This is a genomic window from Mycobacterium dioxanotrophicus (assembly GCF_002157835.1).
GTDB classification, from domain to species: domain Bacteria; phylum Actinomycetota; class Actinomycetes; order Mycobacteriales; family Mycobacteriaceae; genus Mycobacterium; species Mycobacterium dioxanotrophicus.
The window spans coordinates 1,441,329-1,460,169 of record NZ_CP020809.1 but is presented as its reverse complement, the minus strand read 5'-3'; the positions used below and the strand labels follow the sequence as shown (position 1 = coordinate 1,460,169).

The 18,841-nt window shown below is 64.7% G+C and carries 20 protein-coding genes and 1 pseudogene; 4 read left to right on the top strand and 17 right to left on the bottom strand.

Annotated elements, in window-relative coordinates:
• The first annotated feature begins 8 nt into the window (after window positions 1–8).
• Window positions 9–2,519, top strand: a complete 2,511-nt coding sequence (locus BTO20_RS06990; protein ID WP_087074497.1) for an SEC-C domain-containing protein — start codon at window positions 9–11, stop codon at window positions 2,517–2,519.
• Window positions 2,520–2,722: 203 nt separating this feature from the next.
• Window positions 2,723–3,697 carry a metallophosphoesterase gene (locus BTO20_RS06985; protein ID WP_087074495.1) on the top strand — a complete coding sequence of 325 codons (975 nt, stop codon included), beginning with the start codon at window positions 2,723–2,725 and terminating at the stop codon, window positions 3,695–3,697.
• On the opposite strand, the gene BTO20_RS06980 is transcribed toward BTO20_RS06985, so the two are convergent.
• The 7 genes and pseudogenes from BTO20_RS06980 to BTO20_RS40315 all read right to left on the bottom strand — a co-directional run bounded on the left by BTO20_RS06980 (window position 3,673) and on the right by BTO20_RS40315 (window position 7,967).
• Window positions 3,673–3,918, bottom strand: coding sequence for a LuxR C-terminal-related transcriptional regulator (locus BTO20_RS06980; RefSeq protein ID WP_087074493.1), 246 nt, complete (start codon window positions 3,916–3,918; stop codon window positions 3,673–3,675). The two genes, BTO20_RS06985 and BTO20_RS06980, sit on opposite strands and share 25 nt — an antisense overlap.
• Before the next feature lie 73 nt (window positions 3,919–3,991).
• Window positions 3,992–4,951, bottom strand: a complete 960-nt coding sequence (locus tag BTO20_RS06975; protein ID WP_087074491.1) for a mechanosensitive ion channel family protein — start codon at window positions 4,949–4,951, stop codon at window positions 3,992–3,994.
• A 60-nt stretch (window positions 4,952–5,011) separates the two neighbouring features.
• A complete protein-coding gene (locus BTO20_RS39230) occupies window positions 5,012–5,272 on the bottom strand; it encodes a hypothetical protein (protein ID WP_157680162.1) in 261 nt (86 codons plus the stop codon).
• A gap of 85 nt (window positions 5,273–5,357) precedes the next feature.
• Window positions 5,358–5,537 (bottom strand): annotated as a pseudogene (locus BTO20_RS06970) (NrtR DNA-binding winged helix domain-containing protein); the annotation flags it as partial.
• A 169-nt stretch (window positions 5,538–5,706) separates the two neighbouring features.
• Window positions 5,707–6,342, bottom strand: a complete 636-nt coding sequence (locus BTO20_RS06965) for an RES family NAD+ phosphorylase (RefSeq protein WP_087074489.1) — start codon at window positions 6,340–6,342, stop codon at window positions 5,707–5,709.
• On the bottom strand, window positions 6,339–6,929 hold the full coding sequence (locus BTO20_RS06960; protein ID WP_087074487.1) for a hypothetical protein: 591 nt from the start codon (window positions 6,927–6,929) through the stop codon (window positions 6,339–6,341). The genes BTO20_RS06965 and BTO20_RS06960 overlap by 4 nt, the downstream gene beginning before the upstream one ends.
• Window positions 6,930–7,115: 186 nt before the next feature.
• Window positions 7,116–7,967 (bottom strand): hypothetical protein, encoded by an 852-nt coding sequence (locus BTO20_RS40315; RefSeq protein WP_232491080.1) that lies wholly within the window; start codon window positions 7,965–7,967, stop codon window positions 7,116–7,118.
• A gap of 169 nt (window positions 7,968–8,136) precedes the next feature.
• Here BTO20_RS40315 and BTO20_RS06950 point away from each other — a divergent pair, with 169 nt between their 5' ends.
• The gene (locus tag BTO20_RS06950) at window positions 8,137–10,110 is read left to right on the top strand and encodes an OPT family oligopeptide transporter (protein ID WP_198344278.1); all 1,974 of its coding nucleotides are present in this window, start codon (window positions 8,137–8,139) and stop codon (window positions 10,108–10,110) included.
• A 185-nt stretch (window positions 10,111–10,295) separates the two neighbouring features.
• Window positions 10,296–11,066: a DUF1906 domain-containing protein gene (locus BTO20_RS06945; RefSeq protein WP_087074485.1), complete on the top strand. Its 771-nt coding sequence runs from the start codon at window positions 10,296–10,298 to the stop codon at window positions 11,064–11,066.
• A gap of 28 nt (window positions 11,067–11,094) precedes the next feature.
• Here BTO20_RS06945 and BTO20_RS06940 read toward each other — a convergent pair whose 3' ends face one another.
• The 10 genes from BTO20_RS06940 to BTO20_RS06900 all read right to left on the bottom strand — a co-directional run bounded on the left by BTO20_RS06940 (window position 11,095) and on the right by BTO20_RS06900 (window position 18,494).
• Window positions 11,095–12,216, bottom strand: coding sequence for a hypothetical protein (locus BTO20_RS06940; RefSeq protein ID WP_087074483.1), 1,122 nt, complete (start codon window positions 12,214–12,216; stop codon window positions 11,095–11,097).
• Between the two features lie 42 nt (window positions 12,217–12,258).
• Window positions 12,259–12,579 carry a hypothetical protein gene (locus BTO20_RS06935; RefSeq protein WP_157680161.1) on the bottom strand — a complete coding sequence of 107 codons (321 nt, stop codon included), beginning with the start codon at window positions 12,577–12,579 and terminating at the stop codon, window positions 12,259–12,261.
• On the bottom strand, window positions 12,576–13,916 hold the full coding sequence (locus BTO20_RS06930; protein WP_087074478.1) for an SWIM zinc finger family protein: 1,341 nt from the start codon (window positions 13,914–13,916) through the stop codon (window positions 12,576–12,578). Before BTO20_RS06930 ends, BTO20_RS06935 begins: the two co-directional genes overlap by 4 nt.
• 105 nt (window positions 13,917–14,021) lie before the next feature.
• On the bottom strand, window positions 14,022–14,339 hold the full coding sequence (locus tag BTO20_RS06925) for a hypothetical protein (protein WP_087074476.1): 318 nt from the start codon (window positions 14,337–14,339) through the stop codon (window positions 14,022–14,024).
• A 99-nt stretch (window positions 14,340–14,438) separates the two neighbouring features.
• On the bottom strand, window positions 14,439–14,909 hold the full coding sequence (locus tag BTO20_RS06920; protein ID WP_087074474.1) for a hypothetical protein: 471 nt from the start codon (window positions 14,907–14,909) through the stop codon (window positions 14,439–14,441).
• 12 nt (window positions 14,910–14,921) lie between these two features.
• A complete protein-coding gene (locus BTO20_RS39225; protein WP_157680160.1) occupies window positions 14,922–15,203 on the bottom strand; it encodes a hypothetical protein in 282 nt (93 codons plus the stop codon).
• 20 nt (window positions 15,204–15,223) lie between these two features.
• Window positions 15,224–15,601 carry a hypothetical protein gene (locus BTO20_RS06915; RefSeq protein ID WP_087081727.1) on the bottom strand — a complete coding sequence of 126 codons (378 nt, stop codon included), beginning with the start codon at window positions 15,599–15,601 and terminating at the stop codon, window positions 15,224–15,226.
• A gap of 40 nt (window positions 15,602–15,641) precedes the next feature.
• A complete protein-coding gene (locus BTO20_RS06910) occupies window positions 15,642–16,205 on the bottom strand; it encodes an Ltp family lipoprotein (protein ID WP_198344277.1) in 564 nt (187 codons plus the stop codon).
• Window positions 16,206–16,480: 275 nt separating this feature from the next.
• Window positions 16,481–16,801 carry a hypothetical protein gene (locus BTO20_RS06905; RefSeq protein WP_087074472.1) on the bottom strand — a complete coding sequence of 107 codons (321 nt, stop codon included), beginning with the start codon at window positions 16,799–16,801 and terminating at the stop codon, window positions 16,481–16,483.
• Window positions 16,802–16,994: 193 nt separating this feature from the next.
• A complete protein-coding gene (locus BTO20_RS06900) occupies window positions 16,995–18,494 on the bottom strand; it encodes an SIR2 family protein (protein WP_087074470.1) in 1,500 nt (499 codons plus the stop codon).
• Window positions 18,495–18,841: the final 347 nt, after the last annotated feature.

The following is an 18,841-nucleotide window of genomic DNA, read 5'->3' as shown; positions in this document are numbered from 1 at the left end:
GTGACCTCATGGCGGACGAATTTGATCCCATTGGGGCCGTTGAGCAGATCCTGACGGCGCATGGTCCGCTATCCGAGGACGAGCTCCTGCGACGGGCACAGGAGGCGGGCGCAACCTACCTCGAATTCGAGGAGTTGCTCGACGACGTCGGCGATGTAATAGGCCACTTGGTCGATGAGCGATGGGTGTGGCTCCCAACCGTGCTGGATGGTCGGGTGTTGACACGCCGGGTGACGGCGGACGAGCTTACCCATGACATCTTGATCGTCGCCCCGGACCTGGAACCCGTTCTCGCAACTCCGGACGCCACGTTCACCGACGCGACGCCTGCCGTCGTGGTGTCGCCTCTCCTCGATGCGCGCGCCCTCGGCGAGCGTGGCATTCCGTCCGAAGCGGTCGATCGCAACGGAGCCCTGTTGCTGTCCGCCGGCACGCTCAGCCAACTCGGTGTCTCGCAGGGCGAATTGGTCGGAGTTCGGCTGACCGAGCAAGGGCTCGCGGTCGAGCGAGTCGACGCGCCGGCGGAGGCGCCGGTCGGCGAGCGGCTGGCGGCGCTGCTCAACGACCCTCCCGTCGACCTGGCCGGCGCGGTGTGGACACTGTGCCAGCAGGATCGCACGCTCTTCACGGATCCGCTTTTGCCGCTGGGCGAAATCATCGACGCGCAGGGTCTGAAGCGTCGCGCAGATTTGCTCGCCCCGGCGGACTTCAATTTCGGTGCTTGGGATTTTGAACGCGATTGCGAACACCTGGCGTTCCTGCACGACCTCGCCCCTGAAGAGACACTGGCCTTGACCACGCTGCTCACGATGCACCGGCAGTATTCGACCCTGGTCGCCGCCGACCCTGACGAGGAGCTGCAGTCACCCGAGGAGTTCGAAGGGTCGCCCTGGGTTGCGGATTTCACCGACGTGTCAGGCGAGCTCGGTGCGGTTCTAGCCGAACCAGAGCTGGCCGAGGTCTTGGCGAGCGAAACGGCCGGCACCGGTCGTGCGGGCGCAGCCGGGCTGGGGATGCTGGCCGAGAGCCTGGAACCGAAGGTACCGCGTAGCGCGCAGGTGGCGTGCCGCTGGCTGCGCGCGGTGTCGCTCGAACGCTTGGGCGACGTGGAAGGCGCCGAGCGCGAGCTGCTGGCCGCCGAGTCGATGAATACCGACTGGGCGCCAGTGCTATTCGATTTGGCGCGCTTCGCATCCGATCGCGGCGACGCCGAACGCGGGTTGTCACTGCTGCGACGCGCCGACGCGGAACCCGACGACGCGATGCTTGCGCTGCTCGAGCGGCACCTGGCGCAGCCGCGAAACGACCTTGGCCGCAACGACACCTGCTGGTGCGGGTCGGGCCGCAAATACAAGAAATGTCACCTGGGCCACGAGCCGCTGTCGCTGGCCGAACGGGCCGGCTGGCTGTACTCGAAGGCCGCCCAGCACACAGTGCTGAGCGGTTGGGATGACATGCTCGATGAGGTGGCGTACGAGCGCAGCCGATACTCCGAAGGCAGCGGTGAAATCCTTGCGGCACTGGGAGATCCGCTGGTAATGGACGCGGTACTTTTCGAGGGCGGGGCTTTCGAGGAGTTCCTGGCTGTGCGTGGGGCGTTGCTGCCCGACGACGAACGGTCGTTGGCCGAGCAGTGGTTACTGGTGGACCGCTCGGTCTTCGAAGTCGAGCACGTGAACCGGGGACTCGGCTTTACCGTGCGCGACCTACGCACCGGCGACACCCACGAGGTGCAGGAGAAATCGGGTAGCCGTCAGTTGAAAGCCGGGCAGTTGATCTGCGCGCGCGTTCTCCCGGCGGGCGACACGATGCAGCTCTTCGGTGGCATGGAACCGGTGGCGCTGCATGAGCGCGACGCCTTGATCGAACTGCTCGACGCCGAGCCCGACCCAACTGAGCTGGTCGCGTTCCTGAGCCGCCGCTTCGCGCCACCGACGATGGTCAACACCGACGGCGATCCCATCGTCATGTGCAGGGCCACCGTGAAGGCCGATGATGTCGCCGGCCTCCAAACCGCGCTTGACGACCGCTATCACCGGTCCGCAGACCAGGACCTGCCGCAGTGGTACGAGCACATCACCACTCACGGCATGAACCGAATCGGCGCCAGCCTCACCCTCGATGGCGAGATGCTGACGGTGGACACCAACAGCGAGCGGCGAATGGCCCGGGTGCTGGCAGCCCTCAAACAGCTGGACCCAGAACTGCAGGTTGTCGAGGAGGTTCGCCGCCCGCTCGACGACTTTGACGACGTCGCCGCACTGGCTGCACACATGCCTGCCCAGGATGCTGATAGTCCGGAAGTCGCTGCGGCCCTTGAGGACTTCATCCGCGACTACGAGACAAAATGGCTCGACCAGCCTATTCCCGCGCTCAACGGACACACACCGCGGCAGGCGGCCGACGATCCCACTCGGCGGGGTGACCTGATCAAACTGCTCGACAGTTTTCCTGTCGACGGCGCCGCGCGCGGCGGAATGGACGTCGGCCGTCTGCGTCTCGCGCTCGGCTTGGAATGAGCTGTCTCACAACGACTCCGGTGGCGGATACCGGCCGTGGACTCCGCGCGGATATACCAGAATGACACCGACCACCGACAAGTTGCCGGCACACTCGACGCAAACATCGTCAAGGATTTTGACGATGCTCCTCCACACAACTCCCGAGGACCCGTCGGAGCAGATCGCTATTCTTGGCTGTGTCGAGAAGATGGAGCCATGAGATGACGGTGCGTGGGTACGACATCATCGGCGACGTCCACGGATGCGCCACCCAACTCGAAGCCTTGCTGGTCGCACTCGGCTACCAAAAAGCCGACGGCACAGACGAATACCGCCACCCGGAGCGCCAGGCCATCTTCGTGGGCGACCTGATCGACCGCGGCGACGAACAACTCAAAGTGCTGCACATCGTCAAATCCATGGTCGATGCCGGTAGCGCAAGGATCGTCATGGGCAATCACGAGTTCAACGCGCTGGCCTACGACACCGAATGGCCGCCTGGCAGCAGTACATTCCTGCGTCCGCACACCGAGAAGAACACCGACCAGCACCGGGCGTTTCTCGACCAGGTCACCGGCGACGATCGCCGCCGATACCTGAAGTGGTTCACGACGATTCCGATGTGGCTCGACCTCGGTGGCCTGCGGGTCGTGCATGCCTGCTGGCACGAGGACTCGATGAGAATCGTCGAGCAGCAGTGTGGCTCGAGCACGCCGTTCGCAGACGTGAGCCACCTCGTGGCAGCGAGCGACGAGAACAATCCGTTGTTCACGGCGGTCGAGACGCTGCTCAAGGGCCCCGAGATCAGACTGGTCAAGCACGACCAACCTCCGTACCGCGACAAGGACGGGCACCCGCGGGAGAACGCCCGCATGCAGTGGTGGAACGGCGAGGCCCGCACCTTGCGCGACATCGCCGAAATGGGCGGCAATTTCACCACAGAAGCCGGCGAGCCCTACCCGCCGTTGCCCGAGTTGGAGATAGCAGGCACCCTGTCCCATCTCTACACGGGGACAGTCCCGGTGTTCTACGGCCATTACTGGCGGCAGGGCACGCCCAAGCATCGGCAGGACTGGACCGACTACACCGCATGCGTCGACTTCAGCGCCGTCAAGGGCGGCGCCCTGACGGCGTACCGCTGGTCCGGCGAAAAGCACATCCGCCCTGACCATTACAGGTCGTCGAGCGCGATGTAGCCGTCCTGGATGGCCCGAGCCGCCAGGGCCGCCTTGGTGGGTGCGGGCCGTCCCGCGCGCTCGTACTTCGCGCGCACCCGCTGCAGATACGTCGCAACGGTGCCGGGCGCGATGAACAGCGCCCGGCCCACAGCGGCTTTGCTTTCCGTTCTCAGCCAGGCAATCAGAATCTCGCGCTCACGCGTAGAAAGCTCGACGCGCGTGCAGTGGCCGGTGTTCATCGGAACGTCTCCATCTTTCTGTTCGGACAGCCCGCACACGCGAGCCGAACAGAATGACAGAGACCTCCGACAACTAGTTTTCCTCGGCCGGTTTCCCGCCGACCACGGCGTGGATGCGTCCCTGGGGGTAGGGCAGGTCGATACCGTGCTCGTCGTAGGCACGGAGCACCGCTCGCCGCAGTCTGCGTTGCACCGCCCACTGCGCGTTGGGCTTGGTCTTCACCGTCATCCGCAGTTTCAGCAGATCCGCTGACAACTCCTGCACACCAAGCATTTCCGGCTCACCCACCACCTTGTGGGCCATCGCCGGGTCGGCGATGACTTCGTGCGCGGCGTCGAGGGCGACCTGTTCGGCCCGGTCGACGTCAGCGGTCAGTGCGACCGGCACCTCGACCCGCGCGACGGCAAAATCCTGGCTCATGTTCCCGACGCGAGAGATCTCGCCGTTGCGGACGTACCAGAGGGTGCCGTCGATGTCGCGCAGCGTGGTGATCCGCAGGCCGACGCTCTGCACCTCACCGGTGACGTCCCCGACGTCCACGGTGTCGCCGACGCCGTACTGATCCTCCAGCAGCATGAACACGCCGGTGACGAAGTCTTTGACCAGGTTCTGCGCGCCGAAGCCGATGGCGAGGCCGACGACGCCGGCGGACGCGATGAACGGCGCGATGTTCACGCCGAGTGTGCTGAGCACCGCCAGCACCACCCAGATCAGCAGCAGGATCGACACGGTCGATTTGAGGACCGATCCGATGGTCTGGGCGCGCTGCTGGCGCCGTTCGGCCGCTCTGCCGCCTGCTGCTGATGCCCGGTCACGCAAATAGCGCACCAGTGGTGGCCGTTTGGTCTCGACTTCCATGTCCCCGCTACGGACCTCGCGGGCTTTACCGGTGGTCGCGCGATCGATCATGCGGTGCAGCAAAAATCGCACCAACAGTGCGACGACGATGTACGCCGCGATGCGGATGGGGACCTCGATGAGCCAATGCCGATTGGTTTCCGTCCATTCGAAAGCCACGTTGTACACACTCATGGTTCCGACCGTACGGAAGGAGTTTCGCGGAAGTCGAACCCTGACCGCGGTCCGGCAGGACTAATGCCCGCCAACCGGCGGCTGCTCCCCGGCCGGTCCGTATGGCCCGTTCTGAATATCCGGCCCCGGCATCGGCCCAGGGGTTCCGGTGACGGCCGGCGGCGTCACCTCACACGTTGGCGGACCCGCCACGCCACCGGGAGTTCCTCCGCTCTGGCACTGGTTGGGCTCGTCCGCCCCGGCGCCGGGCGAAAGTGCAACGGCCACTGCGGCTACCGATCCGGCGAGCACCAGTGTCATGCGGGTAGATGTGAAGGTCATGCTTGTTTCACCCACTTTCCTCGGGAGTTTTGCGCCGAACCCTGGGGGTAGCCGACGCCGGCGACGCGTAAACCCCTCACGGGTCTCACATCGCCGCGCGGCGAAACAACTCGGCCGGGCGCCCTCGACCGCCGGCCGTGGTATCGCCGGTCGCTTCGAGGTGCCCTTCCATCGCCCGTCGAAAAGTGTCGCGCTGCAACGGTTCTCCCGCCACGGCCTCATGGATCAGGCGCAGGTCCCGCAGGGTGAATGCGTCGCCCAGCAGAAGTGCTGAGCCAGTTTGATGTCGAGCCGCCAAGCTGGTCACCGAGACTCACGCCAGGGACAAACTCCTCGATTGTTTTGTCCCTGGTGTGAATCTCGGTGCGGCAAGCCCACGAACTTGACGTATCCCGCGTCATGATGAGGTTGTTCGAGTCCCCCTCTCCCCCGCATCAGATCAGCAGGTATCCGAGGCGCTGCGCGGCGCCGGCGATCCGCGTCGTCAGCCCAGGATGCGTTAGCGGCAGGGACAGGACCGGCCGTGCCGGCATGGCGGGCATCGCCGGCGCGAACAAAGCGATGCACCCTTGACCGGAGAAGCGGCTGTCATAGTGCACACCGTCCAGGTCGGGGAAGGCCTCGACGACGCGGCGCGCCCAGCGTTGTGTGATGGAGTGCGGGCCGGTCGACAAGGCGTATGTTCCGCCGGCACGGGTGGCCCACGATCCGGCACTGCGCACGGACACGTCCAGCAGGCGCAGCTCGCGAGTGAACCGCAGCGCTGTCAGATAGGGCAGCTGGCGGAAGCGATCGATGGTGCGGTCACCTTGGAATGCCTCGGCGAGCGCACCCAGCGGGGAAGCGGCGCCGTACCAGACCCCACCGGCGGCATGCTCACGTCGCGGCGGAGGATGCGGGTCGAAACGCAGAACCGGTCCGTAGGTGCGAAAAATGTCCCACCCCAACACATGAGCGCCCTGCGTGCGGTGGACACGCCACCACAGGTCGGCCGGGGCGATGAGGCGGTATTCCTCGCTGCGGATGCCGATCCGGCGCAGCTGGGCTGCAGTGGGTGGGCCGGAGCTCACCGGCCGTACCAGTCAGAGGCCAGCGCGGCGGCGATGACGTTGGTGACATCGCCGCCCTCGCGCAGCCAATCCAGCGGGGCCAACGCGTGGCCGTCGCGCTCGAGCTCGGGCTGCCGGGTGTGCAAAAAGCCGTCGACCGCTACCGGATGCGGATCCTCGGGCAGCGACTTGAACACTTCGGCCAGGCCGCGGACCTGCCGGAACGGCAGACCCGTCTTCGGGTCGCTGTCGAACTGGGAGATCGGGAACAGCCAGGTCTGACCGTCAGGGATCGCCCACAGTTCGCGGGCCAACCGCTTCTGCCGGACCCGTGAGTCGCTGAGACCGAGCGCGGTTTTGACCTCAGCACTGGTGAGTGCCGTCACTGCGAGCCGTCCCGCGTGGCCTGCGATTTCGGCGCCAGCAGCAACGTAGGCCTCGGCGTCTTCACCAAAGTCGGCGTCGTCGAGCAGCTGGGCTTCTTCCTCGGTGAGGGAGGTTGCCCAGGGGCGCACTGAGGGCAGCATTCTAAGGGCCGCTACGAACTCGTCACGGGTGATATCGAAACGCTCGCGCAGCAGCTGGTCGAGCTCGCTGACAGTACTCATTTCACACTCCCTAACGCATATTAACACCATGCTAGGTGCGTTAATTGTGGTCCGAAAGGAGTGACAGGTCCATGCTCATGTCGACCGGCGATGACAGCCACCGCGTCAGCGTCTTCCAGAATCCATCAGGGCGAACATCATCTCGATGAGGCCAGGCCACCAGTGAGATCCCATTCGCATCAGTGATCACCACTCGTGGTCACACACCGAGCAGCGCCACTTCTCCTCACACGGACAGCAGCCTCCGATGTGCAGCCACGGTCCCCATGAACCGGGATCCGCAGGCATGCCGTACTGAATCGACTGCGTCCGTTGGCTTCCGCAGCGTGGGCACTCCGGATTCTGGGCGAACCGGAAGTCGACGAAAGACCGGCAGCCGTCGGCCTGCATGCGGCCGTGGCAGCGACGGCACAGAACCGCCGGCCAGTCCTTGGCTGCGCCCCGCAGCGACGTGCGTAGCGGACCCCGCAGGCGTGGACTGTCTGAGCTCCTGATCGGCAAGTCCGGGTCCGGACGCGGCAGCGGATCGACCGTGTGGACATGTACCTTTTCGCGAGCATCAGCTTCGCTCAAATCGATCGCGACGCCACAGCCGTGACAGTCGCCACCGAAGCGCAGTAAGTTTCGCGCGGCAGCCACCGATGAATGCCCCCACCGGTAATGCGGTTCCCCATGCACCGGACTCTCGTGCAGAGCGAGGATCACCCGTTCTGCGTCATCGTCGTCGAGTCGCCAGCTGACAAATGCGTCGCTCAGACCGAGCACCATCGCCAGCGTCGTCAGGTCCACGAGATCGGCGGCGTACGGGTTGAGCACCGCACCACCGAATCCACCCTCGTGGTCGATGCGGGCGAGCACCGTCAACACCGAGGAGGGATCGGTGCCCAGCACCAGGATTGCGTAGTCGCCGGGCCGGGTCTCGCCAAACCCGTATCGCCAGGGCCGGTACGGCGAACGTGGCTCAAGAATGGTGATCAGACCATCCTTCCAATCAGCGGCTTCCAGGATGTGAAGACGGTGATGAATTGTTTGCGTCACGAACCGATTATCCCAGCAGGGTATGACAATTCGCCTAGCAGAGAGTTCGCTGTACTGCGCCGAACAAGCATGCGGATTGCCGTCCGCTCAGTCCGCTGTGCCGATCCGCCGCGACACGGCGGTTCGACGCCTACCGTTATTCAGCAACTGCGACCAAGAGGGGGCCGAGGTGACCGCGTCACCCACCACATCCACGCTGCGTGAACTGACCGTCCGGGGGATCCTGCTCGGCGGAGCGATCACGCTGGTGTTCACCGCCGCCAACGTCTACCTCGGCCTCAAGGTCGGCCTGACGTTCGCCACCGCCATTCCCGCCGCGGTGATCTCGATGGCGATCCTGCGCAATTTCGCCAACCACTCCATCGTGGAGAACAACATCGTGCAGACCGTCGCCTCGGCGGCGGGCACCCTCTCGGCCATCATCTTCGTGCTGCCCGGGCTCATCATGATCGGCTGGTGGACCGGGTTCCCCTACTGGATCACCGTGGCCGTGTGCGCGGTCGGCGGCATCCTCGGCGTCATGTACTCCATCCCGCTGCGCCGCGCCCTGGTGACCGGCTCGGATCTGCCCTACCCCGAAGGGGTCGCGGCCGCCGAGGTGCTCAAGGTCGGTGACAGCAGCGGAGGTGTCGAGGACAACCGCATCGGTATCCGCGTCATCACGTTCGGCTCAGTGATCTCCGCCGCGTTCGGGCTGCTGGCCAACCTCAAGGTGCTCTCCAACTCGGTGTCGGCCTACTACCGCATCGGCTCCGGCGGCTCGATGTTCGGCGCCAGCCTGTCGCTGGCCCTGATCGGCGTCGGGCATCTGGTCGGGATGACCGTCGGCATCGCAATGCTCGTCGGGCTCGTCATCTCGTTCGGCATCATGCTGCCGATCCGCACCAGCGGCGCGTTCGGCGGCAGCGAGTCACTCGCCGACGTCATCGATACCGCGTTCGTGCACGAGGTGCGGTTCATCGGAGCCGGCGCGATCGCCGTAGCCGCGGTGTGGACGCTGCTGAAGATCCTGCGCCCCATCATCAAAGGCATCACCGACGCGCTGGCCTCCTCGCGCAACCGCCGGCAAGGCCAGCTCGTCGACATCACCGAACGCGACATCCCCTTCCCCATCGTGATCGGCACCGTCGTCGTGATGCTGCTCCCGATCGCCCTGCTGCTGTGGGAATTCACCCGCGGCACCGCGTTGCAAGGCGGTGCGGCGGGGATCATCGTGGCGAGCCTGGTGTTCGTCTTCCTCATCGGCCTGGTGATCGCGGCGGTGTGCGGGTACATGGCCGGCCTGATCGGCTCCTCGAACAGCCCCATCTCCGGCGTCGGCATCCTCACCGTGCTCATCGCCGCGCTGGTGATCAAGCTGGTGTTCGGCCACACCAGCGATAGCCAGTCCACCGCGCTGATCGCCTTCACCCTGTTCGTCACGGCCGTCACCTTCGGCGTGGCCACGATCTCCAACGACAACCTGCAAGACCTCAAGACCGGCCAGCTGGTCGGCGCCACCCCGTGGAAACAGCAGGTGGCGTTGGTGATTGGCGTGCTGTTCGGTTCGGCGATCATCCCGCCGGTGCTCGACCTGATGCAGCGCGCGTTCGGGTTCCTCGGTGCGCCCGGCGCTAAGGAGAACGCCCTCGCCGCGCCGCAGGCCGCGCTGATTTCCTCGCTGACCAAAGGCGTGTTCGGCGGATCGCTGAACTGGTCGTTGATCGGGCTGGGCGCCGCGATCGGCGTCGCGGTGATCATCATCGACGAGATACTCACGCGCACATCGCGATTCGCCCTGCCACCGCTGGCCGTCGGGATGGGCATGTACCTGCCGATGAGCCTGACGCTGATCATCCCGTTCGGCGCGTTGCTGGGCTACTTCTACAACCGCTGGGCCGACCGGACCGGCGGCAACGTCGAACGCAAGAAACGCCTCGGTGTCCTGTTGGCCACCGGCATGATCGTCGGCGAAAGCCTCTACGGCGTCATCTTCGCCGGGTTCGTCGCCGGCACCGGCAGCGAAGACCCCTTTGCGATCTTCACCAGCAACACCGGCAACCTCGCCGAGATCATCGGGATCATCGCGTTCGTGCTTGTCGTCGGCTGGATGTACAAGTGGACGCAGAAGACTGCCGGGCGGGATGTGAAGGTCGACAGCTGACGCGTCCGCCACACCACGCTGCCGTGCCACGTCACTGACTTGGAGCTTTGGCGCGCGACCCAGTCGTGTCACGGCGTCGCAGATGGCGTCGGGACGGACACCGGTCGCATAACGGTCTGATATTGAATCGAACTCGACTCGCGAGGCAACAACAGTCTCAGCAGTCACTTTGTTACCGTCGAGCGGTGCAGGTTTCCCGGCGTGACGTGCTGCGCTATGCCACCGCGGCCTCGGCGTTGGTCGGACTGGGCGCAGCATCGGCATGCGCCGGCACGCCCACAGCGTCCGCCGCTGCGCCCACGCTGATCGACTTCGCCGCGCGCCAGATTCCGGCCCGCGATATCCGCGCCGCCGGCCACTCCGGGGTGATCAACTACGTCTCGACATCGCGTCCTGGGTCATCCTTCGGCGCCAAGCCGATCACCCTTCCGTACGCCCAGTCGCTGACCGCCGCCGGTCTTGTGATCGTCAGCAACTACCAATACGGCAAGCCGGGCGGCACGGCACCGTCAGACTTCAGGCGCGGGTATGCCGGTGGCGTCGCCGACGCCCGCACGGCCTGGCAGCTGCATACCGCCGCAGGCGGTGGCCGGAGTGCGCCGATCTTCTTCAGCGTCGACGAGGACATCGACCGCAACACCTGGAACAGCGTCGCGCTGCCGTGGTTTCGTGGCATCAACTCGGTGCTCGGACCGCAGCGCACCGGCATCTATGCCGGGATCAACCCGTGCCAATGGGCCGCAGCCGACGGTGTCATCGGGAGGTCGAGCACGCCCGGTCGCGTGTGGGCGTGGCAGACACGCTCCTGGTCCGGCGGGCAGGTATACCCTGCCGCGGTTCTCTACCAGCGTGTGGTGAGCACCGCCTCGAATCCAGGCCCGGCGGTCGGCGGACTCTCAGTCGACGTCAACGATGTCCTGGCCCAGGATTGCGGGCAGTGGAACCTCCATCCGTGAGGTTGCACGTGGTCACGCCGAAGCGTCACTAGCCGGCGTCGAGGTAACCCCAGTACTCCGCCTCCTTCAGCACCCCGCGTTTGTAACTCGACCTCAGTGCGTCGATCACCGCGAGCGTTCGCGACGTCAGCTCATCTCGAATTCCCCTCTGCACGTGAGCGAATGGGATGAACGCACGCAGCAGGTCCGGTGCGTCCAGCGTGACCTCCAGCGGGATCCTGTCGCAGTCGTAGTGGTGCGCGCTGCCGATCGCCTGTTCGACCCGCGTCGTGCTCCACCGCAACGGATCTCGCTCATCATCGAGGAGCTCCAGCAGCAGCTCCCGATGGCCGGAGTCGGTGAACGGTGCGGCGCACTCTGTGGCAAAGAACCTGTCGCACAGCTCCTCAATCTCCGGCCAGTCCATCGCCTGCCAGCGGTGCTCACCGCCTTCGGGAAGCCGACGGGCCAACCACTGCACGAGCGCTCGATAGAGCGGCCAGGTCTGGGTTTCCTGTCCGAATGTTGGCTTGGCGAGCGCATCTTCGAGCCACGCGCGGGCATCGGCGACGCTCATTTCGAGGACATCGGCATCGGCGCTTAGTTCGGCCACGCGGACAAGGGCCGTGTCGATCGGTTTCGGCACAACGCCTGCGTCGGCAATGCCCGACAGCATGGTGTGGTCGATCCAAACCGCGACCGTCAGCTCATGCTCGCCATCGATGCGCATACCGAGCACGATTTCGTCGGCATCGCCGAGCACATGGCTTCTGCGCACCGCCCGGTACACGTCGACCTGCGAGAGAGCGGGAATCCACTGCGGCAGATGCTCGTCGCGTTCGGCCAGCTCTTCACGACATCGCAGCTGTGCCGTGGGGTCGTCATCGAACAGTTCGGCAATCACGGCCAACAGTGCCGTCGTCTCCCGATTCGGCACCTCGATCAAGGCGCCCAAAACGCTGTCCACATACGTCTCGTTGCCGAGCGGGTCAGGTTTCGCCACATTCACCAGCAGGCTGGCAATGGACAGCAGATCGAGCGGATGCCTGCGCGCCAGTGCTTTTCGGGCGAAATCGCTCAGCGCTGTGGCGCTCTGCGCGTTGCGCTTCTTCGTCCGTCGCGCGTCACGTCGAACCTGTTTGGCCCTGCGTGCTCGTCGTTTGTCGTTCATAAATGGAGGCTACGCACGGGCACTGACATCTTCGGCTGTCGTTCAGAGTCGCTTGGCGTCGAGTGCTTTCATCAGTGCGGGACGCTTGCGGTAGTCCTGACGGATCCGCGCGATGAACGACGCGAAATCAGCACTGCGACCGCCTTTTTCATAGAGCTCGGCCATTGTCGCCAGTCGCTCGGCGATGTCCGGGTACAGCTTGGAGTCGGGGTACCGCAGATCCTTCTCAAGCCCCGGGCGATACAGGTCTGCAGCGTCGACGGGTCGAGTGTCGGCGCCTCGCACCGACAATTCCTTCCAGGCCCAGCCGGGAACGTAACGGTCAGCAGCCTGCCACGCGGCCTCCATATCGCCATCGCTCATGAGGAGCTGGACCAGGAGTGCGCCGGCCGCGAAGCGGTCGGCGGCCAGTTGTCCCGCATGCTCCAACGCCCACGTGTGTTCAGCTTCGGAGCGGTCGACGCCGGCCGCGAAATCGAGGAGAACGCGGTAGTTCTCGACTGACGGCTGCCGGACGAGGTCGGCGCGAAGAGCCGCGACCGCATCTCAATGCGGCCCAGTGCTTTGTATGTCGCGGCGACGAAGTCCGGACTCAGCCAGTATTCGTTGCCGCCGCCGTAGCTGCTGATGCGTCCCGCGGCCACGGCGCGATCGATCCATGCCACCGCATCCTCGGCGCGTCCGGCTGCGCGCAACCGCTCGACGATGGCCCCGTATTGCGGATGGTCACCCTGGCTGAGCAGGTGGACGGCCCGATCGAGGTCGCCGTCATGATCGGCAAGCTCAAGCAGCATGGCGTCGACTTCGAAGCGGTGCAAGTGATCACGGTCGGCCAGCTTGCGGTCGAGCGCTGCCACCGCGCGGCGGTAGGTCGCCAGTGCCTTCTCGTCGAACGCGTCCACGAAGTCGGCCAGGACCAGGTTCGGCCATCCCGGCGAGTCGGCGCGGAATTTCACCAGCCACGTCGCGAGTTCGACTCGATCGGGGTTGCCCAGTCGGCAGGCCTGCGCGTAGAGGTCGGCGGCCCGCTGGCATTGCTCTGCGATCACTCCATCAGAATCGTCAACCTTCCCGATGATCTCGCGCATTTCTGTGAGCGCGAGCAGCAAGGCTGGTCGGACGAGTTCGGCGGCACCGCTGTTGACGTGGGTCTCGAGTTCGTCGAGCATGTCACTGGCCGCGCCAGCGACCTCAAAGGACCGTCGGTAGTCGATATAACCGCGGAACGTCAACGTGTTTCGCACGTAAGCCTCGAACTCCGCTTTGGCCTGCGCGTCGTCACCGGACGCCGTCGTGGCACGGACCTCCAGCATCCGGCGCACCCCGGGGTCGCGCCGCGCGAGTGTCAGGACCAGGTCACGTAGCTCGTCGACGTCCATCGCTTGGACGACGGCTTGCAGTGCATCGTCGGTGGTGCTCGCGTCGTCGACCGCGACCCGACCACTGTCAATCGCGGCGAGTCCGACGGCGACCAGATGCTTGCAGAAGTTGCCGTCGGCGTGGTGCGGGCAAGTGCAGAACCCCTCGAGTTGCGGACCGGACCAGTCGAGCTCGACGGTGTACACCCGCTTGCCCTGGATCGACGCGTACGCCTTGAACTCTGTGGTGCGGAGACCTCGCACATACCGGACGTAGTCTTCGCCGCGGGCGAAGATCAGATCACCGGCCGCCTGGAGCAGGGTCGATTCAGAGAGCGGCATATCGCTATGGTGCCGGATTGCGGCGCCTCGTCGCGAGCACTACGGGGCACACCCAAATCAGGTTCCAGTGGCTGCCCGTCGACCGGGTTGGTAGTAGTGCACGCACTAACCATCCTCGGGCGGGTCTGGTTGTCGGTCACCTGCCGATGCTGCGTAGATCTTGCCGCCGATCTTGAGAAATGGAGTCCTGAAGAACGCGATTAGGACCGACATGGCGGCGCAGAACCCTGCGATGCCAAGGCTGCGGTCGGGATGCTGAGCTGCGACTGCCACAGTCATAATCAGGCCGCCGGCGAGCCAGCCCACCCAGTATATTTTTCGCTGGCGCTGCCGTCCGTCAAGGAAGGCGGCGCCGAACATACCGGCCACAATGACCGTGAACCCGCCCCAGAGTCCCCATGTCGCGACCCCACTGAATGCCATGCCGGCAACCCTATTCCAGGGTATTCAAGCGGTGTCGGGCTCCAGCATGATGTCTGCCGAGTGACTGAGGCGAGATCGGACGGTCGCTGCTTGTATGGCTCATGGGCACTCTCCGGCATGCACCATATAGCACTCACTGCACAACCGTTCCGACTTTCCTGGCTTCGCTGGATCGTTCGCGCCGAGATGGACTTGACCGAGCGGCGTCAGCGGAATCTTGGAGTCTCGCTCCCGCAACTTGGCCAGCTTGGTGTTGATGTGTTGGGTCAGTTGTGGTGAGCACCGATAGTTCAACAGCTCGCGATAGAGCCCCGCCTGCTCCGCGGCATCCGAAGGGGCGGGCGCCAATTGGTCGTCAAGCGACAGTCGCACCAGCCGGCGGACCTGAGCAACACTCTCAGCATTGATTGGTTCGCCTGCTCGGATTGCCTCCTCCGACATCTCAGCGTCGGTGAGCCCACGTCGCATGCCTAGCAATACCTTGGCGTAACGGGTACGAGGGTGGTTGATCAGGATCTCTTCGATCTCTGACCAAATCGGATTGGGACGGCATTCGCCGTTATGGACCATGGAACTCCTATCTCACATCTCAGTTGGCTCGGCTAATCGTGGGAGAACTCGGAACGCTGATGGGCGGTGAACTCGGGCATAACGGCGACGGAGTCGTTCAATCGCGCGCCGCGGTATCTGGCGACGTTCGCGGACGCCTCCGAACTGTGCCAGGGCCACGGCAGATTGTCTCTCGGCATCGCGCTGTTCGCTGCGGAAGGCGTGAGATCCGCCGATGACGTCCGACTTGATCGATTGCATCGATCCGGGCCTGTTGAGAAGGATTTTAAGGTGGCTGAGGTTCTGGTTGGCCATGGTTGATCCTTTTGGAAATGCTAGGAGCGCTTGGCGTTTCTGCGCGGTTTGAACCGCCTCGGTTCAAGGCAGGCCGCTGCCGCCCGCTGGGCGTTGGCCCACTTGTCATTGCGGGCGCGCCGGACATTCTCGGCGCCAACTCGACCTCCCGTGGTGGCGTACGGGGCCAGCCTGGACGTGTTGGCCAAGCTGGCCCCGACGGCGTTCTCGGTAAGGCCCGAACTCTTTCCCGCTGCCGCGATGGATACTTCGTCGTCGACGACGGCGCGAGCCGGCTGCTTGCCGAGTAGCTCGCCGACCTCCGCCAAGACGAGCCGCAGGTGTCGCGGTTGTGCGGCGGACTCGACGCCTTCCGCATGAGCCAGGTGGCCGCGAATCTGCTCGTAGGAGTTGGACATGACAAGCCGGGTCGGGTCCACCGCCGATGTGGCCGGCGATCTACAGCCCCGCTGCGGTGGCCCCGTAGGCCGCTTGAGCCGGAGTGAATCCTTCGTACTCGAGTTGATCGATGAGTCCGCTACGGGAGAATCCTGAATAGTCCAGGTAGTCCTTGGCAGCTTTCGCGGCTTGCTCATTCCAGTCGACGGCGATGTGGTCGACGGCGAAAGTCGCGTCGTCAGTTGAGAAACCCTCGTATTCCAACTGCCGGACGAGCCCCGTACGGGAAAAGGCGGTGTAGTCGAGGTAGTCCTTGGCAGTACGTACCGCATTGCGCTGGCTCACCGTCGAGGCGGGTTCCAACGGGATCGGGGGTCCGGAGAGGGCTTGCACGTGCGGTTCGTCGGTCCCTTCCATGCTCGTGACGGCGCCCGCCAGTTGCACCGACGGTGCGCCCGCGCTGAGTTCCGTGTTCCCTACGGCGTTGATTGACCACAGAGTGGTCCAACCAACGGTCAAGAGCATGCTCGCGGTGAGGAAGCCGCGATGGTTCTTCTTCCTCCCCGTGGGGCGGGTCGCGTCGTGACGCGCAGTCGCGGCGGTATGCGTCAGGCAGGTAATCATCGTATGTGCTCCATTCATTGTTCACGGTCGCTCGCACATGCGAGCCGAACAGAATGACAGAAGCCACCGACAAGCTGGGCGATCCACCAGACAGGCGTGCAGTCCGACGACCATGCCGCCGGAGGGCGGGCAGTCTCTGCCACAGCCGCACCGATAGGAAAAACCAGAAGAAACCGATGACGCCTACGCCGCACCGACACAGCGCTGATCTGGCGTGCGCCCGCAGCCGGTGGACCCTATCCGTCAGGGTTCGAGCGGTAACCGTCCCGGCCACACTAGTCCGCACGTTCGAAATTGGACGGATGTTCAGCGACCCGACAAACCCGCCGACCCCACGTCGCGATCCACGCGTCCGAGGCTGTCCACGCCGCCTCGGCGGCTCGCAGCAGACGTGAGTCGGTGCGGTCTGAGTGGCCGACCAGGCAGTACAAGCTGTCAAGAAAGTACTTCCGTAGAGGGCGTGCCTGGTCGCCGGCAAGCTCCAGGAGCAAGTCCAGGTTATCCAGGTCGGCGAGGATGAGATCCCAGTCCTGCATCGGCTCGAACGCTCCGCTGTGTCCCCATCCGCGGATCTCTGCCGGCGTCGGATTGACCACGTCGACAAAGCTCGGTTCGTCGGATATCGCCCAATCCTCGCAGGATTTCTCCCGTCTGGGTCGGATCCAGCCGGCACCCTTCGATTGAGAAGTCGCTCGGTTCAGTAGACCGATCGGCACAGCTGACGCGCAATAGACAAGTTCGCACGGTGTGTCCGCTAAGCATGTTGTCGCACACCGTATCTCATGATCGTTACTCCAGGGTCGTGCCCATCCCTCGGAGCGTCTCGGCTATCCGCGACCATCCCGGACTCGTCTTCGCCACCGGATCGACGGTGTTCAGAAACTCGTAGACGGAGTCCCGCAGTGCGTGTTCGTTCGGGCGCAATGCACTCCTGTAGTCGTCGTCGAGAAGATACTGAGCGGCCCGTTCGTCACTGGACGCCGCCCTCCAGCAGAGTCGGTCCAGAAAGATCTCCAACCGGCGCGCTCCCTCGGCGAAGGAACTTGCGCCCATCGATACCGAGTACAGGTCCTGGTATCCGAAATCGGCGACCGCACTGTCCATCAGCGCGATAGCCGTTCCGGCACGGCTCTTGTCGTCGTGACTGGCGCGCTGCCGAACCCGGGTGACCTCGCTCGCCAGCGCCAGAAAGCTCTGCTCCCGAAGGCTGTAACCCACGAACAACAAGTGGCTGGTGAGCAGCAGCCCCTGAACCACTCCGCGCAATGCCTGACTCTCTGCCTCGTGCTGACGAAAGTCATCGCGTGTCAGCACTACCGATTTGGGCACCTTGATGTCGCCGTTGAGCTTGAGCAGCCACGGCATGCTGCCATCGGCGAGTTCGCGTGCGAGCACGCGGTATTCGCGGGCCACTACAGAGTCGAGCGCAAGCTCCAGGCAGGGGTCGAAATTTGTCGTGACCATCTTCTGCACCCGCAGGCTCGCCAACAAGGCATGGCCGACGGCATGTCGTTGTATGTCCAGCAGGGCGGACAAGAGCCCGTAGTAGCGGTCGCCGAGCTTGGCACGAATGTCGGTCGCAGCATCCTCGGGTGCCGTGTCCTCGGCGGCATGCGGTAGGCCCGCCTCGTCTGCCAGACGCTGCAGGAGGACCGTCCAGTCCGGCAGACCGGCAGGCCGAGATACGCCTGCTCCCAGAAACAACGAGAGCTGACCGCGCCTGCCGAGCTCACCGAGACGATCCGCCTCTGTTTTCAGCTCATCTGTCAGTTCTGTCCAGTCGCGATCAGGATCGCGGCGGTTCTGGGCAGCCGCGAAGTCACGTCGATCGAAGAGGACAAGGGCGACGTCGCATGACCCCTCCGCGTTGCGATACTGATCGAGCAGCCTCTCGATCACTTCCCCGCGGCGGCCACTCAGTCCACCCTCACCTGTTCCCGGCAGTGGAACCCCGATCAGCGGACGGATGCGCCCATCGCCTGCCTCCAACCTCTGCGACACGTGGTCGATGGCCGCCCACATCCGACGGACCACACCCTCCGGCGTCATGCGCCCGTCCACGGCAACGAACGCGCACACCCGCCGGCCGTCGTGGTCGTCGAGCCTGACGACGCCAGCATTGCTGATCTCGCCGGGGAGGCGCAGCCAGCCGGCATCTCCCGCAGGGAGCCCGGTCGGCAGGATGCTTGACCACACGCGGCTGATATTCAGACGGGAGTCGCAAGGGACGAGTACCGCATCGCAGGCCAGCTTGGTCAGGTCGCCCTGGGCGACGAATAGGTGCCCCACGGTCAAGCACCTTAGTCACCAACGGGCAGGTAGAAGGGTATGTAGCGACGCTCTTTGGGCGAGCCACCTTGATCGGCCAACCGATCAGCTGCATGTCAATGGACGGCTGAAACCGCCCGTCTGTGGCCATTGAGGACTGCCCAAGCCAGAGAAAGCCAAGTCGGGAAGCCCGAGGATGGATCGTCACAACGATGGCGTTACAGCGGGCTTGGCCCGGCGGGTAAACCGCACTATCGACACCTGTGCGACAAGTAGTCTGTTCACCGACTATGAGTGTGGGGGTGTGCTCAGTGACATGGCCGGCGCCGCCAAATGAGCCCCGCCCGTCGCCGTTTGGTGCGGGCAAA

Coding starts and splice junctions, on each gene's coding strand:
- BTO20_RS06975 (WP_087074491.1), bottom strand. CDS start 4,951: ATGAGTGTGTACAACGTGGCTTTCGAATGGACGGAAACCAATCGGCAT.
- BTO20_RS39230 (WP_157680162.1), bottom strand. CDS start 5,272: ATGACCTTCACATCTACCCGCATGACACTGGTGCTCGCCGGATCGGTA.
- BTO20_RS06910 (WP_198344277.1), bottom strand. CDS start 16,205: ATGATTACCTGCCTGACGCATACCGCCGCGACTGCGCGTCACGACGCG.
- BTO20_RS06930 (WP_087074478.1), bottom strand. CDS start 13,916: ATGCCGCTCTCTGAATCGACCCTGCTCCAGGCGGCCGGTGATCTGATC.
- BTO20_RS06920 (WP_087074474.1), bottom strand. CDS start 14,909: ATGGTCCATAACGGCGAATGCCGTCCCAATCCGATTTGGTCAGAGATC.
- BTO20_RS39225 (WP_157680160.1), bottom strand. CDS start 15,203: ATGGCCAACCAGAACCTCAGCCACCTTAAAATCCTTCTCAACAGGCCC.
- BTO20_RS06990 (WP_087074497.1), top strand. CDS start 9: ATGGCGGACGAATTTGATCCCATTGGGGCCGTTGAGCAGATCCTGACG.
- BTO20_RS06935 (WP_157680161.1), bottom strand. CDS start 12,579: ATGAGCGATGGCGATATGGAGGCCGCGTGGCAGGCTGCTGACCGTTAC.
- BTO20_RS06960 (WP_087074487.1), bottom strand. CDS start 6,929: ATGAGTACTGTCAGCGAGCTCGACCAGCTGCTGCGCGAGCGTTTCGAT.
- BTO20_RS06915 (WP_087081727.1), bottom strand. CDS start 15,601: ATGTCCAACTCCTACGAGCAGATTCGCGGCCACCTGGCTCATGCGGAA.
- BTO20_RS06925 (WP_087074476.1), bottom strand. CDS start 14,339: ATGGCATTCAGTGGGGTCGCGACATGGGGACTCTGGGGCGGGTTCACG.
- BTO20_RS06980 (WP_087074493.1), bottom strand. CDS start 3,918: ATGAACACCGGCCACTGCACGCGCGTCGAGCTTTCTACGCGTGAGCGC.
- BTO20_RS06985 (WP_087074495.1), top strand. CDS start 2,723: ATGACGGTGCGTGGGTACGACATCATCGGCGACGTCCACGGATGCGCC.
- BTO20_RS06940 (WP_087074483.1), bottom strand. CDS start 12,216: ATGAACGACAAACGACGAGCACGCAGGGCCAAACAGGTTCGACGTGAC.